The following is a 16948-nucleotide window of genomic DNA, read 5'->3' as shown; positions in this document are numbered from 1 at the left end:
CTCATGACCATACAGATTCGATAACCCACACTGACAAAATCGTGATTGATAACCTGCTCTTGTCCGATTATGACCTCCCAATTTTACGTTACTCGTCGCACAATGCTGTTAATTGTTAAATTTATGTGAACCATCGCAATGATAAAAACAAATCCGGCTCCATACAGTTTGATTGATTCTAATGGTCAGCCGATCATTGGACATTTCGATGGCATCCCCAAACACCTGAACATCGAGAGCTTTGACTACCGAAACTCGATGGATTCAAAAGCAAACTCTTGGCAGAAGCACTTCCACTACAAACAATTCCAATTTGTCAGCATCGTCACCGACACACACATTATTGGTGTCGCTATCGCGGATATTCGCTACTTGGGCTCGGTATTTTGTTATCTGTACGATATTGAAAACAACCATCTAGAAGAGTCATCTTGGTTGAGGCCATTAGGGTTTTATAAACAAGTTACCGCTTCACCATTTGACGGCACGACAAACATTGCAGGCCAAAACATTACCTTTGAGATTGAAGGCGGACAATGGCAAGTTCGCTTGAATACCAAACTCATCAAGGCCGATATCGCTTTACAGCCTGAAGCCGACAGCTTGCCCTTGGCGATGTGCAGCCCAACCGGTTATTCAGGTTGGACTTACACCCAAAAGCACAATGCTTTGCGCATCAGCGGCGACATCCAAATCAAAGGAGAATCACTCGATCTCGAACAAGCTCGTGCCAGTTATGACTTTTCAGCGGGCTACATGAGGCGTGAAACCAGTTGGCGCTGGGCAAGCATTAACACGCAATCCAATGGCACAGATATTGGCCTAAACCTCGCGGCGGGCGTGAATGAAACCGGTACTTGTGAGAACGTATTGTGGGTTGATGGCTCTAGACACCTACTTAACCCTGTGCACTTTATGTTTAACCGAGATGATATCGACCAACCTTGGACAATCACATCGCAAGATGGGCGCATCAACCTGACGTTTACCCCTATTAACCAACGCAGTGAAAAGCTCAATTTATGGGTACTTAAAAGTAACTTCCGTCAGTTCATCGGCCACTTTTCAGGTTCAATTCAAGACAACGATGGGAGCATCCATCAGCTAGAGAATGTGCTTGGTCTTACCGAAGATCATTTCGCACGCTGGTAGCGCACCTAGTCACGAAGCAAAAACAAAAAAGGAACAGGAAATGGATATCGACTCACTGATCAATCACCCAGAATGGCTACTGCTTGTGTTAGCTCCGTTGTTCATAATCTGTATGTTGGCCGAGTATTTCATTGGTCAAAAGCAAGGTCGATTACCCGACAATTCGAGTTATAAATTGTCTGAAGTGCTCTGTAACTTTACGTTGGCGGGTATGCACCAGCTCTCCGATTTGTTAACCGGATTACTGATTGTTCAGCTGTATCTTTGGTTATTCGGCTGGCACTTAATGGATATCGAAATGGGCGTACTGAGTTTCATTGTTTTGATGGTTCTGCAGGATTTTTTCTATTATTGGTTCCACCGTGCAAGTCATAGAGTCCGTTGGATGTGGGCGGCACACGTGGCACACCATAGTTCAGAAAGCATGAACTTCAGTACGGCTTTCCGTCAGAGTTTAATGTACCCATTTGCAGGCATGTGGTTATTTTGGGTGCCTTTAGTCATCATAGGCTTTGACCCTAAATGGGTGATATTTGTGGTGCTTTTAAATCTCGGTTTACAGTTCTTTGTGCACACCCAATGGATAAGAAACCTAGGCCCATTCGAATACATTTTTAACACACCCTCTCACCACCGTGTACATCACGGCAGAAACCCGCAATACATAGATAAAAACTACGCTGGTGTTCTTATCATCTGGGATAAGCTATTCGGTACCTTCGAACCTGAAATCGAAATAGTGCGTTACGGTGTCACCAAGCCTGTAAACAGTTTTAACCCGATAACGGTGACCTTTCAAGAGTGGAGAGCTATATGGACAGACCTCAAGAATACACAGCTCTCGCGAATGCAGAAAATCAAACTGATGTTTTCCCCGCCTTCCGATTAACATCTGCAAGTTGATAGAATAAAAAAGCCCGCATAACGCGGGCCATCAATTCAGTTTATTTCCAACGCCACTGGCTACCGTTGATATCAGCACCCACCAGCCAAGTACGATCATTCCATTTCAGGGAGTTCGCCAAACCATTCTTCAGCTGGCCATTATCCCAACGCCATTGTTGAGTCTCGTGATTACGGCACTCCTCTAAACTGATATCTATGCCATTTTGGTCAAGGCAAATATCCGGTGCCGCTTTGTTGATCAACTTTCCATCCACATTCATTTTCCACTTTTGATTGTCCCCATCGTGACAACTCCAACCATAAATGAGTAAGCCTGAATTAGAGCCAGCAACTTCGGCATCCAGACATTTCAATCCATCTTCTGAATCAGTAACAATACCTCGCCATTCATCATCGGACTGAATACCGCTCGACGCTTCAAACAAAGCGTTTACGACCGATGTTAGTGGTTGAGTACTGCGCGATGCTCTGCGAGCGTTATCTTGCCAAGATTGAGGAACGGGCTGTGTAATATCCCACTGACCTTGGCCATCGTAGTAAGACTTAGCCACCGCTTGAGGAGTGGGTGTCCATAAAAAATCTGGATGTCGATTCTGGTACCATTCGCCACCGATTGCGTTGCCATTCTGATCAAGTTCCAGATCGTAGTAATAAGTGACGTTGGTAATGCCATCGAAACGAGGCGAATCACTATCTCTATGAGTTGGAGATGTCTCAACCACATAACTGACTACCATCTGAACCCCAACCACACTTTGAGCATTTGAAGAGCGGTAATTAGAAAACCTGTCTTTACGGTAATCCTGCAAATCAATGGTTACTGCTGATGGTTGAGAAGCTGTTTGGTTCGTTTCTGGGTTAAAATAGGTCACCTTGTAGCCAACAACGGGCTGATTCCAAACTTGATAATCATAGGTTGCGTCCATGATTAAGCTTCGCTTGGAAATGCCCAATTGATTTACGATAGATAGATGCCAACTTGCTGGATTTGTATCCGCGCAATTTGGATCAATAACACGCCCATTTTCGTCTCTCATTGGATCTTTTATGTTGCAGCGCCCACCAATAAAACGAGAATTAAACGGCGCTTCAGACCATAGCAATGTCCCGAGTGCTTTAATATCTGACGGGTAGAAAGTAAGGAGCTCACCATTTGCGTCAGGTACAATCAACGATTGCTTTGGTCGTGGAAGCATATATGCTGCGGGGGCCCATCCGTGACAAAGCCCCATCCAACGCTCCACATGTCCACGAGACTCATAATACCGCTTGCCAGAATCCCACGAACGTTGAGTCAGAGTGAAATCCCCATCTCCAACCAGAAGATCGTACTTTTCTGCTGGCGACAGGTCATCACGGTCTTGACCCTGATAGAACGCTAAGGGCTTTTGCGTATTACTAAAATCGAAATACGCATTCCAATTATTCGCTCTAAGTTCCTTATCTGCATAACGCCAAGCGAGTGCACCAGAATACAAAGGCCAATACGTATCTGACCACGGCTGAACATCGAGTCGTGTTTGATTTGGAGCCACTTGAGACAATTGGTTTAAATTGCGAATTAGACCATTCCCAGAGTCAACTAAACGAGCAGGGTTATCGTTTTGTTGAATCGGTGATAATAAAAATTCTGATATTCCCGAATTTATCTCTCCCCTTCTAATTATGGATTCTCTCATCAAGTCTCGGTGACTACTCATAAATTCAGAATTCTTGGAAAAGATAACATGGCCACTTTTTTCAGGAACAACATCCATAACCGCCTCGGGCGATCCATGAAACGCCTCCATGAAATCGGTTACTTGTGAATCACTAGCGGCTACAGCATATGGGAGCATCGCTGACAATAAAGTTACGATCGTTTTCATTAAAATTTCTACTCACTCAGTTACTATCATTAGTGATAATAATTACCATTAACAGGACAAGGTAAGCAGAATGGTTCGCTTTAAGGGATAAATCAATTTCACGATCGTGCCAGTAAATAAAACTGTGATTCGCTTTCAAATAACACGTCCAATTATCTTCTTTACTAATTAGAGCGTAAATTATCTATAAATAATCAGGTAGATACGGAATATTTATTATTAAACAGAGGGCATATCACATATAATAGAAAGCTATTAATACAACAATTATAATTACTAAAATGAAGAATTTGCACATTCGCTACTTACTTGCCCTTTGCCTTACGGCGATACCTTTTACTTCTCTTGCTGAACTCAAATATAACGCTGAGTTCTATAGTGCCGATAACATTGAAGCCATTATTGAAGATATGTCCGACCCAGGAATTGAATCGAATTATGGGGACTTTGCTAAGATTCGATCGCAGCTTTATCAGCAAGCAGGAATGCAAAATCAAGAGCTGAGCTATAGTGAGATCGAAGCCTTAGAAAGGTATCAATACGATGCTTACCAGCCAATAAGAAGGGGCTTAGCACAAGGTAGGATGGATGAGGAAACAGAATCGTTAGTGAAAGAAATCGATTCTGCGTTCAAAAATGGTATCAAATACCAAGGGACGGTTTTTCGCGGTGAGAGCTTACTCTCTCCTTATGGATCGAACGTAAAGGTTGGAGATATCGTCAGCCCCTCTTCCTACTTATCGACGTCTATCTCGAAAACATCCTCTTATACTTTTCATAATGGGCAACTTTCGCGCTTTGAGCTCAATCTTGGTCAACACGGTATCGTGATACCCACGGTGCGCGATGATGAACTAGAAGTACTCATTAATAGAAACTCTCTGTTTGAGGTCACTGCTATCAATACCACGCCGGAGGGAAATCAGGTGATCTATCGTGAAATGTCAGCAGAACAAGTCGGCATGCGCCCTATAAAAGATCTCCATTCAGGAGAAACCCTCACGGTAGCGGAAGCCTGCGTCTACTAGTGAGCGTTAAGATAAAGGCTGAGAACATCGATTCTCAGCCTCAACTAGCATTAATAGACCTTATGAAAGTCGATCAGCTGGAATGTTAAGTCGCTTACCCAAAAGTCCCCTTCTAGCTCGGCACCTTGCACGTATCTTTTGTCGCCCATCTCTAAGGTGATAATGTACTTTCCAGCGATCAGCCCTTCTACCATGTAAAAGCCATCGCTCTCGATTTCGCTCGAATACTCAGTCCCTTTCTGAATGTGTTTGAAGTGCAGATATGCATTGCTCTCGATAGCGCCCTCCACTATGCCATCTACCCCAAATGACACCACCATTTCGATATTCGCATGAGTTAATCCAACCTGTTTGGTATTCACAAACACAGGGTTTTGAATCGGTGTGAGGTTTAGGTCTAACGCCCCTTCATCGATATAGATGGGCAGATTGCTTCGAGCAGGAACACTCGAAAATTCAAAACGCCCTTTTGCATCGCTCACCGCACGTTGGTCCAGTATTTGTAAGCTTACACCCGCGATAGGCTGCTTGTGGTGGTCATAAACAATTCCAGTCAGCTTAGAATGGTTGTATCGGTTCCATTCGACAAACTCACCGAAGTCTTCATCAAAATAGGTTTTAGCGCCAAATTCAGTGGTCACCTCCACACCATAACGGTCTTCGTTTCCTTCCAATTTGAAGAGCAGATAAGGGTTCACCCGCGCTTCTAGAGAAGCCGAAAATGACACCTCTTGCTTTTGATATCTTGCGGATACATTAGTCGTAAGTTCTTGAAAAGCATTAAGTGGGTCCAATATGCACTCTTTGCACGCGTTCCTTAACGAAAACTCGGTTCGTTCATGGTGTCCAGAGCCATTCACTGTGCCCGAGACATTCCAAGATGTGTCTGAAAATCCGCTCTTGGCTAACCCTATTGTGTGTAGATAATCGTCTTTATGGGAGCTCTTGATATAACGATAGTCGCCAGCATAAGAAAGAAATAAGTTGGGAGATACCTTGGTGTTAAACTTGGGCTCGACACTCAATTCTTTCTCGTCATCTCTCACCGTCAAAAATGCGGTTAGGTTGGCTAGAGAAAGGTTATATTTGAAGACGTGGTACTCCATCGACTCCAAATCTAATTCATCAGTTTTATTGAGCTCTATCAAAGCGGATTGGTCGCTTCCCAACAAGATATCAAACTCCATTGGAAAGCGGTCGAAATCAGGTAACCAACCGATGTGACCTGCAAACCAATGGGTGGGCAAGTATCGCCCCTGAAAACCAATCAGGTCCTTACCGTCTTGTCTCATAAAGGCGCTGCCTACGGTGAAGTAATCCGCGAGTCCGTACTCCAAAGAGACGGCGCCCGCTCGATCTGCTCCTTCATTCCCGACGACTTGAACGCCCCATTCATTACTAGGAAGAAAGGCATCTTCTAAACCTGCTACCGTGATCTCTTCTTCTCTCCAAACTCCCTTTGATAGGTAGTAACGAAACTTGATGGTGTCACCGGGTGAGATGTTGTCTTCTTCAACAACAAAGCGTCCAAACTCATCAGAGCGATACGTGGTTTGATAGATGCCATTCACCAACACATCAATACTAATATTAGGCTGGGTGGTACGTTCTAATTGCAGGTTACCAAACTCAGGTTGTCGCTTTCGATTAGTGTAATAAAGGCCGTCTTCCAATGTTTGATTGACGGTAAAAACGCTGCCATCCAATAACACATGACCTATTTCTAAAGAGCCTTCACCTTCATGAGCTTCTACCGCAATGTTGTAGTAAACGATGGGGTTATCTTCTCGTGAGTCTATAGACAAGCGAGATAAGGAATGTTCGGTGCTTAGGATAGTGTCGGAAATGGCGTAAACATCGCCGCCGGTTTCACTATCGTGATAAACAGCAGCCGCCACTCTTGTTGCCAAACCCACGGTCGCAAGTGGCTCTATAACTGGAGTATTACTGGCACGCTTCAACTCTTCGGCTTTCTTACGGGATTCATTTTTGATCTTAGAGATCACTGCTTCCAACTCGGTTAACGAACTGAATTCCGGGGAAACGGTTAGCCGATAGTCATCAATGTCCCATCGGATTTTGGCAGGGATACAGGCTTGTAAGCTGTACCAGTGGATGTAGGTTTCTGAGTCAATCACTTCAAATTTGATCGACTGGATATTGTTGTCATCGCGATAACAAAGCGCTTGCTCAGAGTCAACAATATAAGGAGGTGACTCTCTGCCTACATCTTGTGGCAAGTAGATTTCGCAATAGCCGTTCTCATCGCACTGCCCATTCATCTCTAGCAGAGAAAACGCGGCATTTGATATCGAAATAAACGGCTCTTCGTAATCATCCATCATGACACGATAGAAACTATCACCGACTTGCCCTACTCGAACTTCGATATGAGCAGGATAAAGCTCAATCGCCTCACTTTCCCCTTCTGACTGCGAAAGAACGACAAATGGAAACAGTGAACAAAGCAAGGCAAATCGACAAGCCAAATGTTGAAACATGGATCTTGTCGTCACTCAGTTGAGCGCACAATCACTGGCAACACACAGTTCAAGCTACAGAACACATTCGTACAAAGGCTGGTCGTTCTGCACCAATGAAACTTTCGAGCCCTTTGGTAGCGGTTTGGTTAATTCTGCATTTCGAAGTAACACCACCTTTTCGCTGTGTTCGTCGACATTCAGTTTAGCGCTGAACTGGAAATTACCGTCATTCGTGATCTTGAGGTTCTGATCATCACATTGAAACTTCACATCTTGTACCTGCTCACCTTTTTGTACATAAACCGGGACATAACTGTTGATATGAAAGTTGAGTTGAAACGCAGAACCGTTGTTAGAACGAACCTTTCTGGATAAATCAGGCGGTGAGGCTTCAACAGCCTTCGCGATAGGCGAAAACCATAGGTAAGCTCGATATTCGCCATCTGGCATGTCGTCTGGCAATGCGTTCATGCGTAAGCGAACAGTGCGTCTTTGGTTGGGTTTCAATTCACGAATAATCGGCGGTGACACTTTAATCCAATCAGCGATATTTTCAGACTCAGCAATATTCGCGTCGGTACGAACTAACCCACTGGCCTTGACTGGTCGATAGATTGGTTTGATCTCCAATCGAATCGGTTCATCCGAATTGTTCTCCACCACGATTTTTTCCGTCACAGAGGTATCAGCATCTAAGACAAAACGAGTTGGAGCGATTAGGAGTTGAGCAGAGGCTTGTGCCGTGAAAAGTAAGCCGAGAACACATGAGATAAACAACTTCATTTATAATTAACCTCAAAAGGAATTGTACTGGTATAAACGCCAGCGGGATGATTAGCGCCGATTTTCACTCGTGCACCAATACACAGTAGTTTGCTTCTTCCATTGCCTTTGATTTTGGCTCTGCCTCGCTTTGATAAGCCGCAACCAAAATAGAACTTTTTAATACGAAGACGTTTGGATTTACGAGAATGGTTGAGGTACTGCTTAGAGGGGAGCGAAACCACGATCTTTTTACCAGGCTCGCCTTCAACATAAAATCGAACTACGTAAATCTGACTATTAGCCGGATTAGCATCAGCATTTTGCCCCGAGCCAGAGATATACATACCCGGAAATTTCACCTCCATATTTTCAGGAATGATTTCCAGAGCATGAAACGGGCTTGAATAAAACGTCAGACCGATATAAATCGCGTATTTGAATAGAAACTTCATCGTAAAAATGGCTGCTCTACAACAGCCACAATATTATACTGATTTCATTTGATTACTGGTAAGTTACATCTACTGCAACGTTTGCAGTATAAGTACCAGAAACTAATGTTGCACTTGAAGTACGTGCTGTGCCACCAATATTAAGATCCGCACTACCACCAGTAAGAGTAATAGCGTTATTAAAGTCGAATTCTGCTGCAATCGTATTTACACCGTTAACTAAGTTAGTATCAGAAATACTTACTGTTACTGCATCACCAGACTCTCCTGAAAGCGTAAATGCCGCAGCTCCTGCATCACCTTGAGCGATAACAACATCTGTTGTGTTATCTGAAGTGATGATACCAAAGTCAAGATCACTGGTTTTTGTCATCGTAATTGCTTGTTTTACTTCTAGTGTTGCATCAAAAGTGTCACTCACAGCGAAAACGTTCGCTGAAGAGATAGAAAGTGCAGAGACAGCAACAACCTTAAAAATTTTGTTCATTTCTTTAATCCTTTATATAAAATCGGCTTTATTATTAGGGTTACCTAATAGTTAATCAGAGTTAACAATTAAGTAACAGCAATCCTATTTAGAAAATATATACATTGACACTAATTTATAAAGAAATGAGGCGCAGTGAGAATAAGATCACGCAAATTGACACAAATAACACTAGCAAAAATAGTGGTATTTAGGTGTTTTTATTAATTATATATAAAACTGGTTTTACACTTAATCCCTTTAATTTTATACGTCATTATTTTTATAAAAAACGTTTTATTTAAAATGTCTGCACAATAAACAAAAGTAATAACCAAGCATTTTATTTAAATGAATCACTATATAGATCACCGTGTTGCAATATAGTCTCACAAATGAAACAAACCAGTATTAACATTGATCTGTAATAAAAATGAAATATTAAGTTTCTGTATTAGCCACTTTAAACATAAGTTTTAAACAGTATTAAAAATGAGACACGTAGAACTATCCAACATGATTACCCCTACACTCATAAATACTCAATAAATCGTCAAAGCTAAGTGAGTTATATTGCCGAAAGACAACTAAATTGGGGAGAGCATTAGGCATGAAGATGTAACGGTTTAAACGGTCGTCTGATAGCTTAAACATCTGTACCTTGATAGTGACCCTGACTCTCCACCACCGCCGCTCATCTAAACCGTAAACAGGCAGAACCGTTACGAAGAAATTGCCACAATTCGATTCAAAAGCTTCCCTGTTGACTCGATTGAATAGTAAAGCACCGTTTTCCGGCAATTTATTTGTGATCTGGGTTGCACGCGTACCGCATACTATCAGATACTGAACAAAACTAACCTTCAGCCACAGTAAACGTCGTCCGCTTACTGTTCAGGAAATTCAATGAGTTCAGATAATCAGCCAACCTACTTCTTTTTCGATTACGAAACATGGGGCGTGAGCCCAGCGAAAGATCGTCCGAGTCAATTCGCAGGTGTTCGTACCGACCAAGATTTCAATGTTATCGGAGAACCTTTGGTTATCTACTGCCAACCTCCTGCTGATTATCTTCCTGCACCTGAAGCTGCGCTGATCACTCGCATCACACCACAAAAAGCCATGTCTCAAGGCTTACCTGAGCCTGAGTTTATCGCCAAGATTCATGCAGAGCTTGCAAAACCAAACACCACAAGCCTTGGCTACAACAGCATTCGATTCGATGACGAAGTAACGCGTTACACCTGTTACCGTAACTTCATCGACCCATATGCGTGGAGCTGGCAGAACGGCAACTCACGTTGGGATCTACTGGATGTAATGCGCGCTGTTCACGCACTGCGCCCTGAAGGCATTGTTTGGCCAGAGAATGAAGAAGGTTACCCAAGTTTTAAACTGGAACACCTATCTGTGGCAAATGGCATTGAACATGAGAACGCGCACGATGCGATGGCCGATGTTATCGCAACTATCGAACTCGCGAAAAAGCTGAAAGCCGCACAACCTAAGATGTTTGATTACCTCTACAACATGCGCCACAAGCGTAAGTTGAATGAGCTTGTCGACATCGTCAACATGACACCGTTAATGCACGTGTCAGGCATGTTTGGTCGTGACTGCAACTACACAAGTTGGATTGTTCCTATGGCTTGGCACCCGACCAACCAAAATGCCGTTATCGTTGTGGATTTAGCGAAAGATCCTAGCCCTTTACTGGAAATGGATGCGGATGAACTAAGAGAAAGGCTTTATACCAAGCGCAGCGAGCTTGCTGAAGACGAACTGCCAGTACCAATCAAACTGGTACAACTCAACAAGTGCCCAATTCTCGCACCAGCAAAAACCCTGACAGCTGAAAACGCAGAAACGATCGGCATTGACCGTCAGCAGTGCTTGAAGAACCTAGCTCTATTACGTGAACATCCAGAGATTCGTGAAAAGCTGATTGGCTTGTACTCACAAGAACGTGAATACAAAAAAAGCGATGATGTAGACACACACCTTTACGATGGCTTCTTCTCTCCAGCAGATAAGACCGCGATGAACATCATTCGTGAAACTGACCCGAACAACTTGGCCGCTTTAGACATCACTTTCAGTGACGAGCGTATTAAGCCGTTGTTGTTCCGTTACCGCGCTCGTCATTTCCCATGGACACTTGATGAAGCTGAGCAGCTGAAATGGGCGAACCATTGTCGTGAGTTTTACGAGAGTCGCTTAGAAGAGTACATGCTGAATCTAGAAAACCTCGCGCATGAACATGAAAGCGACGAGAAGAAAATGGCTATCTTGAAAGCGGTTTATCAATACGTAGAAAAGCTAGCTAGTTAATTCATTATCAAGAGATGTGACACTTTGAAAGAAAGATTGATCAAACTCGTTTACTGCTTAATCTCCTTCACCTTAATCATAGGTGCTCTCACTGCAGGCAACGCGTTACAACAATATCTAGAGACCTCAATTCCAGGCAGTATTTTTGGCATGTTGATTCTGTTTACCGCCATGGTGATAGGTATTGTTCCATCACACTGGGTACAACCCGGTGCCAGTCTGATTATTCGTTTGATGATCTTATTGTTCGTCCCAATCAGTGTTGGGTTAATGGATCACTTCGACATGCTTATTGCCAATGCATTGCCAATCATGGCCAGTGCCGTTGGCGGTACGCTCATCGTATTGGTGTCTTTATCATGGTTCTTAGACCGCTTGCTTTCGAGAGGTAAATAATCATGTGGATTCTACTGACCATCGTGGTGTTCCTGTTTGCTCGCTGGGTAAGCCAAAAAGTGAACTCACCACTGTGTAACCCGTTATTGATCAGCATTGGCATCATTATTCCAATTCTGTTGTTCTTCAAAGTCCCTTTCGAGACCTACTACGCAGACAACACTTGGATTACTTACATGCTTCAGCCTGCGGTTGTGGCGCTTGCTTATCCGCTATATGAACAGTTACCTCAAATTCGAGCGAACTGGCGCATCATCACCTTTGCTTGCACGCTGGGCAGTGTGATGTCGATGACAACAACAGCACTGATTGCGGTCGCCTTTAAAGCAGATCTGAGCCTAATTGCCAGCCTACTAGGTAAATCGGTCACTACACCTATAGCAATGGAAGTCTCAAGTCATTTAGGTGGTGAAGCGGCTATTGCTGCGATTCTGGTTTTGATTGTTGGTCTGTTTGGGGCAATTTTTGCTTACCCAATCTATAACCTGATTGGTATTAAGAGCCCAATCGCCAGAGGGTTAACAATGGGAACGGTATCTCACGCATTAGGTACTGCGACATGTGCTGAAAAGAATCAAGAAGATGCGGCATTCAGTTCTCTAGCGCTTGTTCTCTGTGGCGTCATTACCTCGATTATCGCACCGAGTATATTTTCGCTTGTAGTTTGGTTCTACTCTTAATCGAAACAATCACTACGCGATTCAGCCCAACCAGAATGCTGTTACTTACAGTGTCTGTTTGGGCTTTTTATTCGCATTTATTCAGCAAGAGCAGTCAAGTCACGGTCTTTTACGAGCAATAAGTGCGATATCAACTGTATAAATGGCTCTTGTAATCGATTTCAAGTGTGACCTCACTCTAATTATGCAAACCAATGTAACAACAGCAATTCAATAGTGATCCTTGTCACAGAAAATTCCTGAGTATTGCATAAACTTAAAGCCTAAGGTCAATTAAGGATTCAACATGAACAGTCGTATTACCCTGGCGCTGGAAAGTGCTCCAACAGAAATCAAAGCACTTTTGAGTGACATCGTATTAGCAGACAACTTTGACGCGACATTGTCTCCAGAACAATTTGCTAGCTTACTGCAAGCAAGTGGTTTAGCGGATGACGAGCTACGTATTGCGCTACTTCCTTTTGCCGCAGCGTATTCTTACGCTCCGTTATCTGACTTTTATGTTGGTGCAATCGTGCGCGGTTTGTCTGGTACTCTGTATTTTGGTGCAAACCTTGAAATCGCCGGAGCTCAACTTGGTCAAACGGTTCACGCAGAGCAATCTGCAATCAGCCACGCTTGGATGAAAGGCGAACAAGGTATCTCAGATATCACGATCAACTTCAGTCCTTGTGGTCACTGTCGTCAATTCATGAACGAACTGACAACAGCAAAAGAACTTAAAGTTCAGCTTCCACAGCGTGATGAAATGTCTCTGCAGGAGTACCTGCCAGACTCGTTCGGCCCTGCAGACTTAGGTGTAACAACTGGCCTAATGACTAAGCTTGATCATAAGTACACGACCGAAGAAACAACGCCTATTGTTGTAGAAGCGCTAGCAGCACTAAACCGCAGCCATGCTCCTTACACCAAAAACCTAAGCGGTGTTTCACTACAACTAACGTCAGGTGAGATCTTCACGGGTGCTTACGCAGAAAATGCTGCGTTTAACCCGAGCCTGCCCCCTCTGCAAGTGGCACTGATTCAACTTAAACTGGCGGGCTTCGATTTTGAACAAATTGAAAGTGCTGCTTTGGTTGAAATCGCAGAAGGTAGCATCAGCCACCTAGCGGATACGCAATCTACATTAGAAGCGATTAATCCCGACATTCCAGTGACTTACTTAGCAATCTAAGTACATCTAATTAACAAAAATTTAAATAAGCAGCCCTATTTAACAGGGCTGCTTTTTTTATATCTGTAATTAACGGAACAACTTGCGCAAACGTTTGCTTTTGTCATTGAAATAAGTATGATCACCCCGTTTTCAATCAATCGTTCAAAAGATCGGAAGGAATTTCTATGTTTGGTACTGCTACTCGTGAAAATGCTACTCGTGTACTTCTATTAGGTTCAGGTGAACTCGGAAAAGAAGTTGCTATCGAGTGCCAACGTTTAGGTTTGGAAGTTATTGCTTGTGACCGTTATGCAGACGCACCAGCAATGCAAGTTGCGCATCGTAGCCATGTATTAGACATGTTAGACGGCGATGCACTTCAAGCTATCATCGAACGAGAAAAACCTGATTACGTGGTTCCTGAAATCGAAGCTATTGCCACCAGCAAGTTAGTTGAGCTAGAAGCACAAGGCTTAAATGTCGTTCCAACGGCCAATGCAACCAAGCTAACGATGAACCGAGAAGGTATCCGTCGCTTAGCTGCTGAAGAGTTGAAACTGAGCACTTCTCCTTACCGCTTTGCAGACACCTTTGAAGATTTCTCAGCCGCTGTTGAATTCGTAGGCATGCCTTGTGTTGTGAAACCAGTAATGAGTTCTTCAGGCAAAGGCCAAAGCGTTATCAAAACCGAAGAAGACATCCAAAAATCTTGGGACTACGCACAAGAAGGTGGTCGTACTGGCGCAGGTCGTGTGATCGTCGAAGGCTTCATCGACTTTGATTACGAAATCACACTGCTTACCGTTCGTGCAGTCGACGGTGTTCATTTCTGTGCGCCAATCGGTCACCGCCAAGAAGACGGTGATTACCGTGAATCATGGCAGCCACAGATCATGTCAGATAACGCTCTGAAAGCTGCGCAATACACGGCTGAACAAGTGGTTAACGCACTAGGTGGTCGCGGTATCTTTGGTGTCGAGCTGTTTGTTAAAGGCGATCACGTAATCTTCAACGAAGTATCCCCTCGCCCACACGATACTGGCTTAGTAACATTGATGTCTCAAGATTCATCGGAATTCGCACTGCACGTACGCGCCTTTACCGGTATGCCGATTAAATCCATCACGCAATACGGCCCGTGTGCTTCAGCGGTTATTCTGGGCCAAGGCACTTCAACTAACATTCGTTTTGAAGGTCTTACAGAGGCGTTAGACGCGCCACAAACGCAAGTTCGCCTGTTTGGTAAACCTGATATCGATGGTCGCCGTCGTCTCGGTGTAGCGCTTACTCGTCGCAACAGCACTGAGACAGCGATTGAAGATGCTATTGAGAGCGCGTCAAAAGTAAAAGTGATCTACTAGCTAGCTATTCAACTCTGAACAATCGCGACTTCAAATCTCAACAATAAAAAAGACGGGCTATCGAGCCCGTCTTTTTGTTGGTGTTATCTTATTTATTTGAGCGCTCTTTTCGCTTGAAAGCTTGCGGAATTTAAGCGTCTGACTCAATCAAATACACTTCTTCACTGAATCGAGATAAGCCTTTCTTTGCAATCTTAGGATGTTCATCGTCTGCGATGTCCTGATTCAACAATGTAATCTTGTAGCCCGCGAATAACTGATCGATCTCTAGTTTAGGTACGCTAAACGGAGGCCCCGCCATCTCGCTTTGGTCGTAATCCAGCGTCACCAGGAGGATCTTACCGCCCGGTTTCAGCAGTTGTTTCAAACGCTCTACATACTGCACTCGCATCTCTTCAGGCAATGCGACCAAAGACGCTCGATCATAAATGGTATCGACAGGCTGGATTGGCGCTGTGAAGTAGTCGCCTGTATAGATGTTCAATTCATCGAATTGGTACAGCTCGTGCTGACCGCTAATTTGAGTCACAGTCGGCGTGTAAAGGTGCTCGGCAAAAAATGCGCGAACCGCAATCTGGCTTAACTCGACACCTTGAACATCTTCATGCTTTGAAGCTAGCCAAATTAGATCTTCACTTTTGCCACAAAGTGGAACAAACACACTCTTCTCGTAGCTAGGCTCGGTCTTTTCCCAAAATTTAATCAGAAGTGGGTTTACATCTTCGAGGTGGAAACCAATTTGGTTGGCTGCCCATTTATTGTGCCAAAATTCAGGATTATTCATCTTTCGTTCATGTTAAACAGTCATAATGCAAGGGTACAGTATAGAGAGGTAAGAGCAACCTTAGCGTGATTTAAAGTACCACATTGGTTTCGATAAAATCAGAAACTGGCTAAGTTCAAAGTTCTGATAATTGCGGAACTAACGGTTGGATTATTTGTCTATATCTTCACATTTTAAAGCAATATTAAACGTTAGAGTTGGTTTCTGTCTTAGCTAGCCCCATTTAATATCTAGTGAGTTTAGTTAAGCTGTTTTTACTCTTATGCGTTACTGGTTACCCCTTTTGACTACCCGTTTTTTGTAACCTTGTATTTTGGAGTTTGAATGAGTGTATTTCTCCGTACGACGGCCCTAATGCTTCTGGTATTGAGCCGAGCGCCTGCATTCGCAGCAGCACCTGTTTCAACAAGTTCAACTGATCAATCACGCACAGCGTCATCGCAAAACCAAGTTTCATCAAATGTATTCCGCCATAGCCTAAGCGGCTTGTATGGCATTAAAGCATTCGACTCACGTCCGACTCAACCTTATACCGACTTCGATATTCTGTACAGCAAAGCGCATCAAGGCCAAGCTGAACTAGAAACTATCTGTAAAAGCACAGCCCTACTCACCAATTCTGAAGCGCTCTTTGCTGGCGTTAAATCTCAAGCTCGTGCAGAAGAAAAAATCGCTCTTGAGCTTGATGGTGACGTAACAAAAATTACCGACTTAGCCCGTGCAACTATCATCGCGAACGATGTAGAGAGCTTGGTTGAAGTTTACGAAGCGCTGAGCCGCGAAGCAGACGTTGTTAAGCTGAAGAACAAGTTTAAATCACCGGCTGATTCTGGATACCGTGACCTTAACTTATTGGTTCGTTTGCCAAAAACCAACATCATTGCGGAGGTTCAACTTCACTTAAAAGCGATTGCTGATGTGAAAAGCGGCCCTGAGCACGAGCTATATGAAATAATCCAAGGCATTGAGCGTCACGCGATTGCAGAAAAACGCCCAATCAACGATATCGAAGCGGCGCAAATCAATAGCCTAAGACGCCAATCTTTAGAGCTTTACCAACAAGCATGGCAACCGTACATTACAACGCACATCAAAGCAGCTTAGTCACTGGCTAAGCAAT

15 protein-coding genes are annotated in these 16948 nt (G+C 43.8%); 9 read left to right on the top strand and 6 right to left on the bottom strand.

Features of this window, described 5'->3' with window-relative positions:
- Nucleotides 1–138: 138 nt before the first annotated feature.
- Together CWO08_RS11235 and CWO08_RS11230 are read left to right on the top strand one after the other, a co-directional pair.
- A complete protein-coding gene (locus CWO08_RS11235; protein WP_102530314.1) occupies nucleotides 139–1152 on the top strand; it encodes a DUF2804 domain-containing protein in 1014 nt (337 codons plus the stop codon).
- Between the two features lie 40 nt (nucleotides 1153–1192).
- Nucleotides 1193–2041 carry a sterol desaturase family protein gene (locus CWO08_RS11230; protein WP_108020443.1) on the top strand — a complete coding sequence of 283 codons (849 nt, stop codon included), beginning with the start codon at nucleotides 1193–1195 and terminating at the stop codon, nucleotides 2039–2041.
- Nucleotides 2042–2096: 55 nt separating this feature from the next.
- Here the strand turns inward: CWO08_RS11230 and CWO08_RS11225 are convergent, their stop codons facing one another.
- Nucleotides 2097–3926, bottom strand: a complete 1830-nt coding sequence (locus CWO08_RS11225) for a ricin-type beta-trefoil lectin domain protein (RefSeq protein ID WP_102480600.1) — start codon at nucleotides 3924–3926, stop codon at nucleotides 2097–2099.
- A 281-nt stretch (nucleotides 3927–4207) separates the two neighbouring features.
- Here CWO08_RS11225 and CWO08_RS11220 point away from each other — a divergent pair, with 281 nt between their 5' ends.
- The gene (locus tag CWO08_RS11220; RefSeq protein WP_102433214.1) at nucleotides 4208–4954 is read left to right on the top strand and encodes an ADP-ribosyltransferase; all 747 of its coding nucleotides are present in this window, start codon (nucleotides 4208–4210) and stop codon (nucleotides 4952–4954) included.
- Nucleotides 4955–5004: 50 nt separating this feature from the next.
- Here the strand turns inward: CWO08_RS11220 and CWO08_RS11215 are convergent, their stop codons facing one another.
- From CWO08_RS11215 to CWO08_RS11200, 4 genes are read right to left on the bottom strand one after another with little or no spacing between them, the layout of a single operon-like run.
- On the bottom strand, nucleotides 5005–7455 hold the full coding sequence (locus tag CWO08_RS11215; RefSeq protein WP_108020442.1) for a carboxypeptidase-like regulatory domain-containing protein: 2451 nt from the start codon (nucleotides 7453–7455) through the stop codon (nucleotides 5005–5007).
- Nucleotides 7456–7509: 54 nt separating this feature from the next.
- On the bottom strand, nucleotides 7510–8220 hold the full coding sequence (locus CWO08_RS11210) for a molecular chaperone (RefSeq protein ID WP_102479078.1): 711 nt from the start codon (nucleotides 8218–8220) through the stop codon (nucleotides 7510–7512).
- Nucleotides 8217–8654 carry a DUF4402 domain-containing protein gene (locus CWO08_RS11205; RefSeq protein WP_102433211.1) on the bottom strand — a complete coding sequence of 146 codons (438 nt, stop codon included), beginning with the start codon at nucleotides 8652–8654 and terminating at the stop codon, nucleotides 8217–8219. Before CWO08_RS11205 ends, CWO08_RS11210 begins: the two co-directional genes overlap by 4 nt.
- 52 nt (nucleotides 8655–8706) lie before the next feature.
- Nucleotides 8707–9141, bottom strand: a complete 435-nt coding sequence (locus CWO08_RS11200; RefSeq protein ID WP_108020441.1) for a DUF4402 domain-containing protein — start codon at nucleotides 9139–9141, stop codon at nucleotides 8707–8709.
- A gap of 885 nt (nucleotides 9142–10026) precedes the next feature.
- Here CWO08_RS11200 and sbcB point away from each other — a divergent pair.
- The 5 genes from sbcB to purT all read left to right on the top strand — a co-directional run bounded on the left by sbcB (nucleotide 10027) and on the right by purT (nucleotide 15044).
- Entirely contained in the window at nucleotides 10027–11451 is a 1425-nt protein-coding gene (gene sbcB, locus CWO08_RS11195; protein ID WP_108020440.1) for an exodeoxyribonuclease I, read from the top strand.
- Between the two features lie 24 nt (nucleotides 11452–11475).
- Nucleotides 11476–11847, top strand: coding sequence for a CidA/LrgA family protein (locus tag CWO08_RS11190; protein ID WP_017080643.1), 372 nt, complete (start codon nucleotides 11476–11478; stop codon nucleotides 11845–11847).
- 2 nt (nucleotides 11848–11849) lie between these two features.
- Nucleotides 11850–12527 (top strand): LrgB family protein, encoded by a 678-nt coding sequence (locus tag CWO08_RS11185; protein ID WP_017104495.1) that lies wholly within the window; start codon nucleotides 11850–11852, stop codon nucleotides 12525–12527.
- Between the two features lie 286 nt (nucleotides 12528–12813).
- On the top strand, nucleotides 12814–13701 hold the full coding sequence (gene cdd, locus CWO08_RS11180; RefSeq protein ID WP_048664862.1) for a cytidine deaminase: 888 nt from the start codon (nucleotides 12814–12816) through the stop codon (nucleotides 13699–13701).
- Between the two features lie 167 nt (nucleotides 13702–13868).
- A complete protein-coding gene (gene purT, locus CWO08_RS11175) occupies nucleotides 13869–15044 on the top strand; it encodes a formate-dependent phosphoribosylglycinamide formyltransferase (protein ID WP_108020439.1) in 1176 nt (391 codons plus the stop codon).
- Nucleotides 15045–15174: 130 nt separating this feature from the next.
- Here the strand turns inward: purT and CWO08_RS11170 are convergent, their stop codons facing one another.
- The gene (locus CWO08_RS11170; RefSeq protein ID WP_048658502.1) at nucleotides 15175–15828 is read right to left on the bottom strand and encodes a thiopurine S-methyltransferase; all 654 of its coding nucleotides are present in this window, start codon (nucleotides 15826–15828) and stop codon (nucleotides 15175–15177) included.
- Nucleotides 15829–16152: 324 nt separating this feature from the next.
- Here CWO08_RS11170 and CWO08_RS11165 point away from each other — a divergent pair, with 324 nt between their 5' ends.
- The gene (locus tag CWO08_RS11165) at nucleotides 16153–16932 is read left to right on the top strand and encodes a RelA/SpoT domain-containing protein (protein ID WP_102431769.1); all 780 of its coding nucleotides are present in this window, start codon (nucleotides 16153–16155) and stop codon (nucleotides 16930–16932) included.
- Nucleotides 16933–16948 lie beyond the last annotated feature (16 nt).

The organism is Vibrio sp. 10N.286.48.B8 (genome assembly GCF_003050085.1).
Lineage (GTDB): Bacteria > Pseudomonadota > Gammaproteobacteria > Enterobacterales > Vibrionaceae > Vibrio > Vibrio crassostreae.
This window is presented reverse-complemented; position numbering and strand designations above follow the sequence as displayed.